This is a genomic window from Lacibacter sp., assembly GCF_057361365.1.
Genome location: NZ_JBMQSG010000010.1, coordinates 43,265 through 60,127, shown reverse-complemented (window position 1 = coordinate 60,127; position 16,863 = coordinate 43,265). Strand labels below are relative to the sequence as shown.

Genomic DNA, 16,863 nt, shown 5'->3' with positions numbered 1-16,863 from the left:
TTATACTAAACATGTTTTCCCTGTGTTAATCGTTGGTAAATTTTGGATTATCGTTTTTGAACGCAAACACTATTTCCCAATCGCCGGGTTCATAAATAGCGAAGTCGAGCCCCAGCACCGCAGTTTCTCGTCCACCGTTAAAACCAAGGCGTGAATAAACGAAGCGGGTTTTTGCACGGCGGCCATCAGATGATGTAAAGCGTGTGGGCACTTCAACTGCTGGAACCGGATAAGCCATCTTATAAGTAACACCTGTTGCCGTCATCACTTTATCAAAACCATGCACAAGATTGTTCCAATCAGTTTCAACAAATTTTGCAGGGTCGATGGGATTGTATAATGTATCGAGGAAACGAAAGGTTAATGTGTTAGTTGCAGGTACGCCTACTTTTAAAATCTTGCGGATATACACATCAACATCATTATAAGAGAGATAACGGTTAGTATTTTGCCCTTTAATGCCTGAGATCAAGGTTGGGAAAACACCGTTGCTTGTTGGTTGCCCTGTTGAAGCATTGTAATTAGATGGTTCATACTGACGCTCTTTCACCGGCATTAACTTCAGGTTGCGATAAAAGCGGCGGCCACCTGAATTCGATAACTCTACATCAAACAAATAACCTGAATCGGGTTGAGATCTGATGAACGCAGTTTTTGCTTCGGCCCATAATGTAAATGCACCTGAGTGTGGTCCTATTTCAAATAAAGTGCGATATTGTTTTTCACGTTTGGCTTCAATTTCAGCAACTGATTTTTCATTACCATCGTAGGCCTTTTTCCAAACCATCACGGGAAAAACATCTGTCAGCTCCGGAGCAGGATCACCATTCCTTCTGCGTGGATTTACAATTTTAAAATCAGAGGGATAGGTTGTGCTTCCCTGGTAAAAATTATCGGTAAAGAAAGTAGTGCGACCTAATACGGGTTGATAGGTATCGATCGTGTATTGCGAATCGGCACCAACTGTTTCCCTTTCTTTAGGTAAATATTTTTTACAAGCGCTCACTGCCAACACCGCCAATGCGGCAATGAGGTAGTAACGGCGACTGTGTACTATTTTTTTAATGCTCATATTCATCGTTATCTTCTTTTATAAGAAATGACAGGATCAATAAACCTTATCGTTTATTCACTCGTTTAATAAAATCGTTTCCAAATCCAAAGTCGTGGCCGGCGGGTAACAGGTGCAGCATACCGTTTGATGTTTTTATATCAACTGTGATAGTATTTACTCTTACCCAGTTACGTGTGAAAATTGAATTACGTGGATCGCTGAATGTAATAGCTTTAGGTCCTCCGCCTAAATAACCCGAAGCGTTTGTTGCTACATATTGCAACTGCATGTTGTAACCGTAGCGATACGATGCATACAGCTTGCCATCGGTAAATCCTTTAAGACTGTCGGTATGTTGTACACCCGGAATAAAATAGCGGCAAACGAATGAATCCAGCACTGCCGAATCAATTGTTGCCAATGAAACCTGCGGCATTACAGGAATAGAATCTTTGCGTGCCTGGTTAATGTTAAACAGTGCCAGTTCAAAACTCCTGTTATTGGCAGCAAACAACGTAATGTTGCCCGTCTTTAATGCTTCGGCAAGGCCCGTTAAACGATTTGCAACAAACAACAACGAATCATACAAGCCAGTTTGGGCAGTAAGGTAATCGTAAGTAGTTCCCTTGAATGTACCTGCAGTGTTGTTGTAGTCGTAATAAGTTTTGTCGGTCTTGCTGCAGCTCATTAATGCAACTGCCATCAACACCCCTGCAGCCAGCAACAAATAATTTTTTCTTATAAAACTCATTCTGTGCAATTTTTCTTTTTTGAAAAAGTTTTTGGTTTCAACTTCCTGCTTAATGCCAATAAGTGTTTTGCGTGATCTTTGAATTCCTGTTCAACACTTCCTGTGCAATTGGCCAGTAAATACCGCCTCTATCGATCAATTGATTGAAAGCAGGATTCGTACGTTTTAACCTGTTGAAGCGAACGAGGTCGTACCATCTCCATCCTTCACCCATTAATTCTCTTCTTCTTTCAGCAAACACTTCTGAAAGCAGATCTCTTGAAGGCGATGGTGAAATAGATGCAAGACCACGGTTGGTTCTGATACCATTTAATTCCTGGTAAGAAGCATCGGTTTCTCCTAACACTGCTAATGCTTCGGCACGCAATAATTTTATTTCTTCAAGACGTGTAAATACAATGGACGAATTGAATACTGCAAACTGTCCCGTGTTCCCTACATTGCCATCAACCACTCTAATCTTTTTAAACACAGGAACTGCTGCATTATAGTTTTCAAAGTAGTTGGTATAAATTACCTGCTGCACTGTGTTGGGATCAACACCAAATCGTTGATCGGTTGCACCATTTGTTCTTGGAAATGCAGCAGCAATAGAATCTTTTGGAACAAATATTTCAGGCAACTGTTTCGACATTGGGTAAAGTGTTGTATTTGCCAATGTGAGTTGCTCGATATGTCCTTCTGAAGTGGTTTCACCAAGGTTGCGGTTAAACCCAAAACCAATCAATTGGTTATAGTTATTATTTACACCGCTGTTAAACAAGTTTGATACAAGTGTTGATGTTGATACAAGTGAAAGATTGCTTTTGCTTGCATTGTTCACCACATACTCTGTATAAACAGCCACATCAATATAACGACCTTGCCATGCAGCAATATGTGCAAGTATTGCATAAGCTGCAAGTCTTGTAATGGGTGCATTTAACCATTGTGATGATGTATAGCCATAATAGTTGTTGGGAAATAATTGTGCAGGATCAATACCTGAATAAAGGAAAGGAAGATTACCTGCAACCTGCGTCAATTCCTGCTCAGCAAAAGAAAGAACTGCGGCCTGGCTGTTGCGGGGAAGTTCATCGAAGCTTCCTTCTTTTGTATTTACAATAAGCGGAACATCGCCCCATATTCTTGCCATGTAGAAATAAGTGAATGCACGGATAGCTCTTGCCTGCGCAACATCAAGTTTGTAATACGATTCAGTGTAACGCTGATCGGCCTTGCAACCTGCCACACGTTCAATAAACAAATTACTTGCGTTGATGACTGCATAAAAACGACGCCAGTTGGTAACAGCTTCAATTGTTGGAAAAGATGCATTAAGATTTCCTTCAATCACTGCTTTCAGATCGGGACGAACCACCGATTGGAAATCGCCGTTTCTTAATTCACCCCACATCCAGTGCGCATTATTATCTGCAACTGCTGCACGCAATAATCCATATAAACCAATTAAACCACTTCTTGCATCTTCATAAGTATCCCAATGCCCTTTTTCATCGGCCTGGCGAGACGATTGAATGTCCAGCTGCTTATTACAAGCTCCCATGAAAAGCACCAACCCTGTTGCAAGCATTAGTGTTTTTCCAATGCTTATCACCTTGTTTGTTGTTACTGACATAAACTTCAAGTTTCCTGGTTATTTTGAACAATTTCTGTTTCTTATAATCCTAATCTTACACCGGTAATGAATGTGCGTGACAGTGGTAAGCCATAGCCGGTGTAAATACCATTGTAATTCACGAGTTCAGGATCATCTCCTTTAAACGGCGTAATGGTAAACAGGTTGGTGCCTGTTATATAAAACACACAACTTGTGAGCGATTTGCTTCTCTTCGTTTTTAAGTTATAACTGAGTGAAAGAGAACGAAGTTTTAAGAACGAAGCATCATCAAGGAATAGATCCTGTTCCAAACGATAAGGGACAACTGCACTCCATGGATTATACATAGGGTAAGTTGACAGATCCATTTTCTTTTCCCAGAACGTAACTTCTTTTACAGAGTTGATGTTATTGCTTGCTTCAACATTTATAAAATCGAGGCGTGATGATGCATATTGGTTTAATACGTTGCGACCAAGTACGAAATAAAACTGTGCATCAAGTGTAAATGATTTATAACCGATGGAATTACTGAAGCCTCCACTTACATTAGGAATGTAATTACCTCTTAATACTTTGTCATCATCGTTTATCACCGCATCGCCATTTACATTTACCCAGTTTGGATCACCTGATTTCAAAGGAACACCTCTGTAGGTTAACGCCACACCTGACGGTGGGTAAGCTGATCCGTTTTTATTGTTTAAAAGAATCCAAAATGCATCAATGCGTTTGCCTACTTCCAGTTTGTTATTACCGATGATCAGTTGTTGCAAACCGCCGGGCAAAGCTTTCAGCTTATTGCTATTGTAATTGAGGTTGATTCCAAAATTCCAGCTTACAGTATTTAATTCAGCAGGTAAAAGATCCGCAGTTACTGTAAGATCAATTCCGTTATTGCGTACATGCATTCCGTTTTTATAGGCACTTGTGTAGCCCCACTCAACAGGCACAGGAACAGGCAACAACATTTCTTTATCGTCCCTGTTATAAATGTCGAGTGCAATTTTTAAACGGTTTTGTAGTGTTGTTAATCGCAATGCAATATTCAATTGATCGCTGTAAGCCCATGGCATGCCATAACCAATCCACCCGCTTGTATAAGGTCTTGAAATACCAGGCATCCCTACATACGATCCCAAAGTGGGTTCGCTACCCCAACCCATATCTACACGGTATTGTGCTCCCGCATTAAACCTGTCGTCATTTAACAGTCTTCCAAGGCGTGCCCATGAAGCTGTTGCAGTAAAGACATTGATGTTTTTTAACTTTCCAGGAAATTGTTTTTTAATATCCCATTCTGCCCGACCTGAAAAATTTGTTGTCCAGCGATTATCAGGTTGCATATTCGAAGAACCATCCCTGCTCACAACAGCATGCAGTTTCAATACATCATTAAATGAATAGATTGCATTACCGGAGAAAGAGGCTAATGCTGAACGCATCTTACTGGGGAAGTAATTAACTCTGAATGCTGCGGGCAATAAGTAATCAGCAGCATTGGGATCTCCATTAACTACATTGATCTTTACAAAATCGTTAGGACCATTGTAAGCATAAGCATAATCATACTTGTAAGTGTCAGCCATAAAATTCTGGCCAGCTTCAAGTACTAATTTCTGCTTGCTACTTATGTTCACTTTATACGATAGAGTATTGCTGACAACAACACGTTGGTTATAGCCAAAATAATTCGACACGAAATTGTTCTTCTCCAATAATGTAGTTGGCCAGAATGCATCACGTATACCTTCATTATAATCGAAAGCAATACGACCATTGTAGGCGAACTTGTTGAGATCGGCCGATAGAGCGAAGTAACCCTGGATAACATTTGATATATTATCGTCAATCGCTTTATTGAATTCATTTAAGTAAGAACTGTATAAAGACTTATTGGGTGTAAGCGGATTGGTAAGATCAGGGAGATAACGTTGTTCAGCGAGGCGGTCACGAATATTACGGTTGCGTGTACGTTCCAGGCGATTGTAAGTGATCATGCTTGAAACCATCAGCCATTTAATAGGTGCAGCGTTAATAAAGAATGAACCTGTATAACGGTTGATCGAAGTTTCATCGGCACTTGATGCATTTTTTGTAGCTCCACCAAAAAAACGGAAGTTGGCTCTTTCTGATCCACCGGTTAAACTCAAATCAACATTATAAAGGGGTGTATTTTTATAATAATTGTCGATCCAGTTGGCAGGACCATAATAATCGGCGTTTGTTGAATCACGTAAATAAGGAGGATAATTTAACCTGTCGGCAATTGTTCCAAAACGATCGTAAAACGGTTTACGGAAATTATTTTCGTATGCAGCATTAACCGGAGTTACTGAAGGCGTTTGTGCAAAGCCATAATAACTGTTGAACGAAATTTCCCTGTAACCTGAATGTGCGTTCTTAGTGGTGATCCAGATTGCACCGTTTGTTGCTATTGGCCCAAGTTTAGCCAGCACTGCAGGATCTTTTATTACTTCAATCGATTCAATATTATCCAAATTGATTGAAGAAAGTAGATTGGTGGCAGGCCCAATACGGTTAAAATCATATTTCTGAATTTCGTAAGCGAAAGGGTTATCCTGCACAAGAGGAATACCATTCAAAAATACAGCCGCCTGCTGATCGAACAACTCACGCTTGCTTAACAGTGGTGAAGAAATTCCACGAATAAATATATTCTGTTCTGTACCGGGTTCGCCGCTTGGCTCCTGTACATAAACACCGGCTGCATTTCCTTTCAACATTTGCTGCACCGACAGCACCGGTTGCTTTTGAATGATTTTAAGTGGCACCTGGTTTATATCACTAAGACCAGCTGAAGCCTGTTGGAGTTTTACGCCGTTTGTACCAATAACAATTACTGAATCTTTTAAAGCAGAAGATGTATCGGTTTGAGCTGTTGCACCCAATACTGTGATGAATGCTAATACAGAAAGGACGCACTTCTGGGCTTGTGCAGCCAGAGTCACTCGCTTGTTCATGTTTAATTAGTTAGTTAGGTTTAAAACCGCAGAGCAATTGCTTACTATAAAAACATCCTCTGCTATCTCCATCAGCCGTTCTTACACTTGTTATGTAAGAGAATTCATTCGATTAATTTTCGAAAAACAGTCAACGCAACCTTCCTCTCCTTTCGCAAATCAACTGTTGACAATGCAGTTGATTTTTTTTGCAAGCATGCAGCAGTTAACCAAAAAATCATCTGAGAAAGCGCAATCGTTGTTAATCGTTATCTTTTTTAGCATCACAAAACATTTGTGTTGTTCTCTGATGCTTGTTAACCAAATTTAGAGTTGTGTTACTATCTCTCCAACCCCCCGGAACTGTGCACATACTGCGCAAACGGTTGAAAACAGTGCGCAAACGGTTGTTCATTTTTTTTGATTTTATGTGAAACGGGAAATTTTCAATTGCTTTTGGTAAAAAAGGATTGTTCAGGCGTTACAACTTGTCGTTTTTGTCACAGTTTTTTTAATGCCCGGAAGCTGTTCGTTCATTTATAAACCTGCCGCTTTAGTTTGCCCTATTTCATTTAGTTTTGACTGGTATATGCTGACGAAACTTTCCATACAAAACTTTGCGATCATTGACCAGTTGAACGTTGAATTTCAACAGGGATTAAATATCATTACCGGCGAAACCGGTGCAGGTAAATCTATTCTCCTGGGTGCCTTGGGATTGGTGTTGGGCAACCGGGCCGATAGCAGTGCGTTGCGTAACGCCGACAAAAAATGTGTGGTGGAAGCTTTGTTCAATAAAAATAACCACCTCATTAAAAACTGGTTGCAGCAAAATGAAATTGATGAAGAAGATGAATTGATCCTTCGCCGTGAACTTTCGCCAAACGGAAAATCGAGGGCATTTATTAATGATACGCCGGTTAATCTTACACAGCTGAAAGAACTTACTTCAGCTTTAGTTGATTTGCACCAGCAATTCGACACATTGGAATTAGGTGACGAAGATTTTCAACGTGAAGTGCTGGATGCATTAGCTGACAATAGCTCACGTGTAGAGCAATACCGCCAGCAATATCTCCGCTTTGCAAAGCTGCAACGTGAATTGCATCAATTAAAAGAACTGCAACAACAGCAACAAAAAGAAGAGGACTACCGCCAGTTTCTATTGGATGAATTAGAACAGGCATCGTTCAAAGAAAACGAACTGGAAGATGCTGAGCAGGAACTGAAATTGTTGAGCAATGCAGGAAACATCGCATCTGTACTTTCAGAATCGGTGCAATTCTTAAAAGAAGGTGATACACCGGTGGTGCAGCAATTAAAAATTGTATTGCAACGGTTGCAGCAGTACAAAGACATGCATGCTGATCTTTCATTTATCAGCGAACGTTTACAATCAGCACAAATTGAATTGAGTGATATTGCATCGGAACTTGATCACTTGCAGAACAGCATCAGTGTTGATGAAGCAAGAATACAGCAGTTGAACGAACGTGTGGAACTGGGTTACAAGCTGCAGAAAAAACATGGCTTGCACACTACCAATGAATTACTGGTATTGCTTGAACAATTACAACTGCAACAGCAATCGGTTGCTGATCTTGGCACTAATATTTCGACAAAAGAAAAAGAGGTTGCCGCTCAACAGAAGCAATTAGAAAAAGAAGCGGCTGTGATTCATGAAGAGCGCAAAAAACATATAGAGCCGTTTACACGCCAGGTAAATGATTTGCTTGGGCGTGTGGGCATGCCCAATGCCCGATTGAAAGTTGAGCTTGCAAATACAAAGCTTAACCAATATGGCATTGACAATATCGACTTCTTATTTGATGCGAATAAAAGCAATCGCTTTGAGCTCATCAGCAAAGTTGCAAGTGGGGGTGAGTTAAGTCGGTTGATGTTATGCATTAAATCGCTTGTTGCTGAAAAGATTTCACTTTCGACTATGTTGTTTGATGAGATCGATACAGGTATCAGTGGTGAAGCGGCAAAACAAGTAGGTATCTTATTAAAAGAACTGGCCGATCGTCAACAGGTGATCACCATTACACATCTTCCCCAGATTGCGGCAAAAGCAACCGCTCATTATTTTGTTTACAAGCAGGAAGAAAAATCAGTGATCAAAACAAAGATCCGCTTACTGAATAGAGAAGAACAAATTGAAGCAGTAGCAAAAATGCTCAGTGGCGAAAAGCCAACCGACTCGTCGCTTGTTACTGCAAAGGAAATGGTGATGGGATAAAACCCTTACATATTTGCTTTCGCTTCGTCAATTCTTCTGGTACGGTATTTCTTTGGCGACATGCCAATGATGGTTCGAAACCTTTTCGAGAAATAATACGGATCATCAAAACCCATACTGAAAGCAATATCTTTTATTGAACGATCGCTGAAATCTAATTGCTGACAAGCCTTCTGCATTTTCATCTGCAAAAAATAATCAATAGGTGCATAACCTGTTTTTTGTTTGAACAGGTTTGAAAACCTCGAAACAGAATAATTGTATTGCTTACTCAAATCATTCAATGAAATATTATTATTGATATGCTCCTGCATAAAGAGAATGGCACTATCAACACAGTCGATCTTATCAGTATTGGTGCCTGAATAATGTCTTGAATTATAAACAAACAAAGTGAGAAAATGCGATAAACACATGTTTGCAAACAACAGGTTATCGATACTATAACCTAATTCAAGTGTTTTATAAATCTTGGTGAAGATGGGAAGTATTTCGCCGTTATTTTTTACATACACCGGCTTAAAATGCTTCTGTATTTCCTGCACTTCATTAAACTGCGGTAAAGAATCTCCGCCAAAATGAATCCAGTAAATCGTCCATGGATGATCGGGACTGCTGCCGTATGAATGCTCTACATTTTGCGGAAGAATAAAAAACTCATTCGGCCCTACTTCGTAACGTTGTTTACCCAGTTGAAAAAAGCCATGCCCATCCACACAGTAAAACAAAAAATTTTCAGCCAATCCCTTTTTACGATAGGTATAATGATCTTTTGCCTTGGGATAATAGCCAATGGAACAAACATGCAAATGCCTGAGCAAAGAGTTACCCATCACCCTCGATTTCAAAATGGTCTTGGGTATTTCAATACGCTGCCTGCCGAGGCCGTACCAAATATTCTTATGTGAACCTTCTTTGTTTTCTTTCATGTGCAAGCGTATAACTTCCGGAAAATTACTAAAAAGAAATTTTCCAACTCAACCGTTTATAAAGCTAACGATTGTCATGTAAGTGCATGACGGGCAAAAAAGCTAAAACAGTATATTCGTTTCAACAATCTATTATTTGCCATGATAAAGAATACACTTCGCTTTTGTTTCGTTTTAGCTGTACTGTTAGTTCAGCAAGTAACCGTTAACGCAGCCATTAAACTCCCTTATTTTTTCAGCGATGGCATGGTTTTGCAGCAACAAACCGATGCTGCTATCTGGGGTTGGGCTAAAGCCGGGAGCACAGTAAAAGTGAATACTTCGTGGAACAAAGCCAGCTACAGTGCAAAAACTGATGCTACCGGCAAATGGAAATTGAAAGTAAAAACAATACAGGCAGGCGGCCCTTATACTATTACAGTTAGCGATGGTGAAGCTGTAACACTGAAAAATGTATTGCTTGGTGAAGTATGGTTATGCAGCGGCCAAAGCAATATGGAAATGCCGATGAAAGGCTTTCGTGACCAACCGATTCTTGGCGCCAACGATGCCATCTTCAACTCTACGAACGACCAGATACGTTTATACACTGTGCCCCGTTCAGTGCAACGCACGGCGCAGGATACAACGAAAGCTTCTGTATGGAAATCGGCAGAGCCTGAAGCAGTAAGCAATTTCAGCGCAACCGCTTATTACTTTGCAAAAATTTTGCAGGAACGTTTGAAGGTTCCAATTGGTATTGTAAACATCAGCTATGGAGGTTCACCGGTTGAGGCATTTATGGATGCAGAAACATTAAAAGCATTTCCTGAAATTAAAGTATCTGCTGCAACGGACACTGCACGATTGAATAATCGTAATGCGACTGTTTTATATAATGGTATGTTAGGTGCGTTTCTTGGTTACGCTATTAAAGGTTGTTTGTGGTACCAGGGTGAAAGTAATAATGATCGCCCGCAGCAATATGAAACATTGTTTCCTGCATTTGTAAAACAGATTCGTGCACAGAGCGGACAAGGTGATTTTCCTTTTTACTTCTGCCAGATAGCACCTTATAATTATAACAACTTCGCAGCAGTAAATATCAACAATAACAACTCCGCTTACCTCCGTGATGCGCAACGCAAAGCTGTAGCAAAAATTCCCAACAGCGGCATGGCGGTATTGATGGATATAGGCGAAGAGTTTGGCATTCACCCGATGGACAAAGAAGCAGGCAGTAAACGCTTAGCGTATATGGCGTTAGCAAAAACATATGGATTGAAAGGTTTTGCCAGTGAAAGCCCGGCTTACGAATCAATTTCAATCAGTGGCAACACTGTTACCATCAAATTCAGCAATGCTGCTAATGGTTTAACAGCTTATGGAAAACCATTGCTTTTGTTTGAAGTGTCTGGCAGTAATAAAGTTTATCGTCCTGCAAAAGCATTGATCAGCGGAGGAACAATTGTTGTTTCATCTCCGGATGTGAAAGAACCGGTTGCTGTGCGTTATGCGTTTAAAGATTTTGTGGTGGGTGATCTGTTTAGTGTGGAAGGATTTCCTGTTAGCAGTTTTAGAAGTGATGATTGGTGATAGCTTGAACCACAGAGACACAGAGGCTCAGAGGATGTTTCTCGTCTGACGCCCTGTATGACGAATAAAAGAAACGCTGACAGCTTATAAAACTGTCAGCGTTTCTTATTTCTATAACGCATCAGACGAGGACGTCAGATGCTGTGTTTACTTCAACATCAACTCCACATCTTTCTTTCGTTCCTTAGGTAACACGATCAGTTTAACAAGTTTTCCATCTTTCAATTCCGCTTCAATCGTTGTGTTGTTAGGTGCATGTAATTTAAAGTGTACATCTTTTTCTTTGGGCCATGCAGCAAATAAGAGAATCCTTTGACCATCCGTCTGCAATAACATTTCCTGCAAACCAATCATACCACTACCGCCCCAGTTATGATCGGGTACCCAATCATAACCCGGTCCCCAGAAAGCAGGGAAACGTCGTTCGCTGTTTTGCAGTTTTAATGAAGTCAATCGCCATGCTTCTTCGGTTAGGCCTAACCGTGCAGCCCAGATATTATCCTGCTTCCAGCCAATATGAGTACGGAATTTGATTACCGATGTATCGTAATGCCATGTATTCAATGCGGTATCCAGACCCGGTTTGCCGACACCAAATATTCCCCACGGAAATACAGGATACAATTGCGGCGATTCGACATTGTTGATTCGTTCCCATGTTTTTGCAGGCGCAATGGTTGTATTACCGTTGAATTGCTGATAGCTAAGTGGTGGAATACGTTTTTGTAACGACTCAACGTATTGCTTTTGCTCAACCGATAAATTTTTGGGAAGCAATTGTTTGATGATTGTTTGCAATGCGGCAACAGTTGTTACTGAATTGTTCGCCATCTTAAATGTTTCCGCAGCACTGCCGGGAAAAAATACTAAATGTCCATTCGCATCAAACGTCCTTGCTCCTCTTTGCTTGGCGAGTAATTGATAATGTTCATCAAAGAATTGCAGGCAACTGATGATAAAAGGAATTTTATCGCTGATGTCTTTGCCGGTGTACTCTTCCTCCAGTAACATCATCAAACAAAATTCAAACACCGTATCCCATTCATATTCGAGCCATGCATTGTATTCAACACCTTTATCAAAATAATCGGGACGTTTTGTTCCATACTCAGCGAAGTTGGGCAGACCAAAATTTTCCATCTGCTCCGTAAAACAAGCACCTGCATGATTCCAATACACTTTACTTCTTAACTCAGCATTTTTTTGAAGACGTAAATAAAAGTTGAGTTGAGGTTGCAGCAGATCCCAATCTCCCGCTTTGATCATAGGAAAATAAACCAGGCGTTGATTTTGTGCAGTATGCAGACCTCCTCCCCAGTTGCGGTAATCAGGCGTCAGTCTTTTGTTGACTGAATCAGTATAACCAGGATCAACTGTAAACAACCCGCCGTTGAATTTCGTTGGCCACTCGCCCTTCGCATTACAAGCGAGCATGTAACGGAAAATTTGATAGTTACGGCCAACTTCCCACGAACGTTGATCTTTTTTTGCAGGATCAACTTCAATAAAACTTCTGCTCCAGAATTGCTTCCACCATTGTTGCGATTGTTGAAAAGCAGTTTTATCGGCTTTTACTTTTTGTTGTAACGAATCAACTGATTGTTTCCATGTATCTATGTTGTTCACTTGTGCATTGTACAACACAAGTTGCAATGCATGTTGTTTTGCTGCTGATCTGCTTTTTAATATCCATGCTTTGAAATCAGTTTGAGTATACGACCCTGTATCCGTTCCCGCAGTAATAAAATTCTTTCCGCCAAACAAACCACCAAATGCCAGTTGTTTGATTGGGTTATACAACTGCTCTTTCACAGATTCCATTCCTTGCTGCTTCACCACAGCATCAAAAATGGTTTCGCTGCTGTTGTGATGGTAAAACAATACGTTGTTGTCGTTGAAGTCGATCAGATCCTTTTTGTACACATTGTTTTTGGATGCTCCCCATTTCCAGGAGTTACCCCAATTTTCACGTGTAGTTATTATGCGATCACGATACCGCCAGCTTTCGTATGCCGCTTCAACGTTTATTTTTTTGTTGCTATTGATATCGATATGTGCAACTGGTTTGAATACATCAGCCCAAATTCTGACTGTTGCCTGGATGCCATTCGCTTCTCCTTCTACTGTTACATATCCTTGCTGTAAATGCAATTGCTGTTTAAAGTTTGTTCCGAAAAATGGATTAGGAAAAAGTTTTACTTTGATTCTTCCGCTCTTCATCAATGCATTGTTCTCATCAAAGTTTCCGCTGCGTGCAACATAAATGAAAAGTTCGCCTTTTTCTACCCATACATTCATACCAATATCGCCAGCACCGCAGGGCATCGATTCGGATGCATTGTTGCTTTGTGTAGTCCAAACAACATCGTAATTCTGTTGTGCAGTAACAGAAACAGTGATTAAAAGAAAAAAGAACAGAAAAAACTTTTTCATTGATTATGATCAATAGCGTAATTGAATAGTTCCTACAAGACCTGCCGGTTGCAAATGCTTTCCCCTTAATCGGAATGGTGCTGTTGTCCATGTAATTCTTTTTTCAACCGGAACAAGATCATCACCTATTAAACGATTATGCCAGGTATTTGTCACGATGATTTCAATCTTATTGGTTCCTTGTTTGAGTGCCTTTGAAATCTGAACAGAATAAGGATATGTCCAGATTGTACCACAGTCAATCCCATTCACTTTTACAGTTGCTAAACTGTACACAGAATCTATCTGGAGTATTACATAACTGTTTTCCGGATTTCGGTTCCATTGAAAGGTATTCGAATAAATCGCTGTACCTGAATAATACTTTATTGCCGGGTCAGAGAATTGAGTCCAGCTTTTCAAACTATCAAGTTTAATTTTTTCTTCCGGACCTCCATAACTTTTATCAAATTGAATTTGCCAACCGGTTTTCAAAGTATCCTCCTGATAAACTCCTTCAGGCAAAGAATTGCTTAGCAATACCCTTTTGTCTGTTTTACGAAAAACAATAAATGTGGATCCATGCGCCGGTAATATCAATAACAATTGGGTTTTATTGTTTTTCATTTGGCCGTATCGGAATTTGAACGAAGCTGCATGTTTCGGATCAAAAAGAAATGGCTGTTTATTTATTTCGTTAACTGCTGCTTCAACAATAACTTCTTTCGAAGTCTGGTTCGAAAAAAAATAGATATCTTCTTCAGCAGTTCTCCGATGCGTCCATGCAATTGAATTTCTTCCCTTCAATATCTCCACATCCCTCTTCACTCCCAGTTTTTCAAACGTGCTATCCATATACGGCGCAGCAACAACATTCTTATTATTACCAAACAACTTCATCCATTGCTGATCGATCACAATTTTTGCACCTGCTTTAGCAAGTTGTTGTAATTTCTTTTGTACAGCAGCATTCATCGTTGGGTTTGGATTCAATAACATCTTACCCGGAATCACCAACACACCGTAACTTGCTCCACCCGGCAATACAACTCTTCCATTCTTCACCTGCATCATCATCAATGCATCGGGGTTAAACGAATCGTAGGTATATCCATTCAACGGATCGATCCAGTTTTCGGGGTCGGCCATGTTAGCCGAATGTGTTACACCATCGGGTATTTGTCGCAGCGGCTGACCTTTATTCTCCAATCGTTTCTTTTCCGCTTCAACTTTTTCTTTACCAAAAATGCCGGGCAATGTGTTCACCAAACGATCGGGCAATACCGAACGACGGGGGACTTCTTCACCTGTAAACACCGCAACATCTACAACAGGATCGCCCATTTGTAACAACGCCTGGCAACGGGTAATATAATCGATCCAAGCTTTGCTTTGTTTGAACCATGTCTGATCACGTTGATAATACAAACCCACTCCATCAAGTGTTACACCGGGCTTACGATCAAGAAATGGATTATGTGCAAATACATGCATCACCATTTTATTAATGCCCAATGCAAAATTGCGGTCGCCCACTACTTTCAAACTGCCGGGATGTTCGCTCCAATCCATCCTCACAGTTGTAAACGATTCGGACTGGATAATTTTCTTACCGTAGATATGTGCACCACTGATGGCATCACGCATATCATTTGGTTTATCGTGTGTGGGACTATTCAGCCAAAATTCACCCATCGGCAGATCACTGTGTTTATAATGCATCAAACCATCACTAACCATCGTTGGTGCAATCGCTTCTGCACTTACACTGCAACCCAATTCATGCGCTTCCTTTTTCAACGTGTTGTAAAACACATCATTCACCAACTCAGCAATTGTGGTACGTACATCATGCAATACTTTTTCTGACTTATCTGCGCTTTCTATTGGTATGCCTGCCATCACTAATAAGTAAGGCATCAGATCGTATCCTCTTCGTTTCTTAAACTCTGCAGCAAAGTTTGCTCCCCAGTTCTGACTGCCACACTCCCAACTATCCACATGAAACACTTTCAATACTTGTTTCGCCAGCGCAGGATCTTGTGCAAATGTTTTTCCAAACCAGTTATCGAATTGCAGCTTCACTGCTTTTGCATTGAACTTGTCAACTTCCAAACCTAAACCTGCACCTCCTGTATAATTTGTATGACCGGTTGATGTATGACCAATGCGAACGATCACCCAATTACCCGCAGGTGCTTTCCAGTTAAGATTACCATCTGCATCCATCTTGCCTGTTAAGTTGATGATGTTCTTCAGTTGAACAGCCGCACCAACAGGCACTTCCTCTTTTGTTGTTGCAGCACTCACACGCCACACAGAACCATTCTTCGATTCATATTGATTTATCATCGGTTCATCACTCAAATAAATTCCCATCACTTTCAACGATGGTTTCCATTTAGCCGCATCAAGATCTTCTGAACCAGGTTCGCTTCCCTGCTTTTCATATACAAATCGGAAATATTGAGCTGTTGTTTCAAGAATAGTATGTGTTACATCTTCATCAGCATCCTGCCAACCATGGCGTGGCGCCTGCAGTTGGTGCACTTTTTTAAACTCATCGCCATCATCACTTACGTAAACGGATAAACGATGTGCCTGGTAAGAATTGCCGCCTGTTTTAATGCGCAGCGAACGACAGGTAAACGGTTTTGGATATTTATACTGTATCCAGCAACTGCTGTCGCTTTTAAAACTTTGATTACCGCTGCTTTCAAATGAAAGAAAAGATGCTCTGGTGCCATTGCTTGTAGTAACAGATGGCACTAATACTACTTCGGAAAATGCAGCACTGCTTACAGCAGGGTAAGCATACACTCCAATGTCTTTATAATAATTTTCTTTGCCTTCGGGTTGTGATAAATTGATCTTTTCATTTGAACCTGACGCAACATAGGTTTTCGTCCAAACAAGTTTTTGCATACTCAGCTCGGGTGTGATCCATGGGCCACCTGCCAACGCAAAGCCATCGCTCACGTGCATGCCTAACTGTAGATCCAAACGTTTGGCTTCCTGCATGGCAAACTTCACCATGGCCCACCACTCAGGAGATAGTTGACGAACGGTTGGTTGAAAAGGGATACGATGTGCTGTATCCTTGATGGGCATTAAATATGCACCACCAATGCCCACTTCTTTCATTGCTTCAAGATCGGCAGTAATGCCTTCTTTTGAAACAGCGGCATGCATCCAGTACCAAAACACCCAGGGCTTTGCTGATTGAGGTGGATTGAGAAAGCGTTGCTCTATTGTTTGCGCAGATAGTTGCACTGAAGCAACCAATGCAAACAACAGAAAATATGTATGAAGGATTTTTTTTCGCATATAGCAACAA

The 16,863-nt window shown here is 40.7% G+C and carries 9 protein-coding genes; 2 read left to right on the top strand and 7 right to left on the bottom strand.

Annotated elements, in window-relative coordinates:
- Nucleotides 1-25 precede the first annotated feature (25 nt).
- The 4 genes from ACO1QW_RS08750 to ACO1QW_RS08735 are packed head-to-tail and all read right to left on the bottom strand — an operon-like array spanning nt 26 to nt 6,389.
- Nucleotides 26-1,072: a DUF5007 domain-containing protein gene (locus ACO1QW_RS08750; RefSeq protein ID WP_486257624.1), complete on the bottom strand. Its 1,047-nt coding sequence runs from the start codon at nt 1,070-1,072 to the stop codon at nt 26-28.
- A gap of 46 nt (nt 1,073-1,118) precedes the next feature.
- Nucleotides 1,119-1,805: a hypothetical protein gene (locus ACO1QW_RS08745; RefSeq protein WP_486257622.1), complete on the bottom strand. Its 687-nt coding sequence runs from the start codon at nt 1,803-1,805 to the stop codon at nt 1,119-1,121.
- A gap of 49 nt (nt 1,806-1,854) precedes the next feature.
- The gene (locus ACO1QW_RS08740; protein ID WP_486257620.1) at nt 1,855-3,423 is read right to left on the bottom strand and encodes a RagB/SusD family nutrient uptake outer membrane protein; all 1,569 of its coding nucleotides are present in this window, start codon (nt 3,421-3,423) and stop codon (nt 1,855-1,857) included.
- Nucleotides 3,424-3,464: 41 nt separating this feature from the next.
- Entirely contained in the window at nt 3,465-6,389 is a 2,925-nt protein-coding gene (locus ACO1QW_RS08735) for a SusC/RagA family TonB-linked outer membrane protein (protein ID WP_486257618.1), read from the bottom strand.
- 568 nt (nt 6,390-6,957) lie between these two features.
- Between ACO1QW_RS08735 and recN the strand changes: the two genes are divergently transcribed.
- A complete protein-coding gene (gene recN, locus ACO1QW_RS08730; protein ID WP_486257616.1) occupies nt 6,958-8,610 on the top strand; it encodes a DNA repair protein RecN in 1,653 nt (550 codons plus the stop codon).
- Between the two features lie 5 nt (nt 8,611-8,615).
- Here the strand turns inward: recN and ACO1QW_RS08725 are convergent, their stop codons facing one another.
- Nucleotides 8,616-9,539, bottom strand: coding sequence for an AraC family transcriptional regulator (locus tag ACO1QW_RS08725; RefSeq protein ID WP_486257614.1), 924 nt, complete (start codon nt 9,537-9,539; stop codon nt 8,616-8,618).
- Nucleotides 9,540-9,680: 141 nt separating this feature from the next.
- Between ACO1QW_RS08725 and ACO1QW_RS08720 the strand changes: the two genes are divergently transcribed.
- The gene (locus ACO1QW_RS08720; RefSeq protein ID WP_486257612.1) at nt 9,681-11,114 is read left to right on the top strand and encodes a sialate O-acetylesterase; all 1,434 of its coding nucleotides are present in this window, start codon (nt 9,681-9,683) and stop codon (nt 11,112-11,114) included.
- Between the two features lie 147 nt (nt 11,115-11,261).
- Here the strand turns inward: ACO1QW_RS08720 and ACO1QW_RS08715 are convergent, their stop codons facing one another.
- Together ACO1QW_RS08715 and ACO1QW_RS08710 are read right to left on the bottom strand one after the other, a co-directional pair.
- Nucleotides 11,262-13,547, bottom strand: coding sequence for a DUF5703 domain-containing protein (locus ACO1QW_RS08715; RefSeq protein WP_486257611.1), 2,286 nt, complete (start codon nt 13,545-13,547; stop codon nt 11,262-11,264).
- A gap of 9 nt (nt 13,548-13,556) precedes the next feature.
- A complete protein-coding gene (locus ACO1QW_RS08710; RefSeq protein WP_486257609.1) occupies nt 13,557-16,853 on the bottom strand; it encodes a glycosyl hydrolase in 3,297 nt (1,098 codons plus the stop codon).
- Nucleotides 16,854-16,863 lie beyond the last annotated feature (10 nt).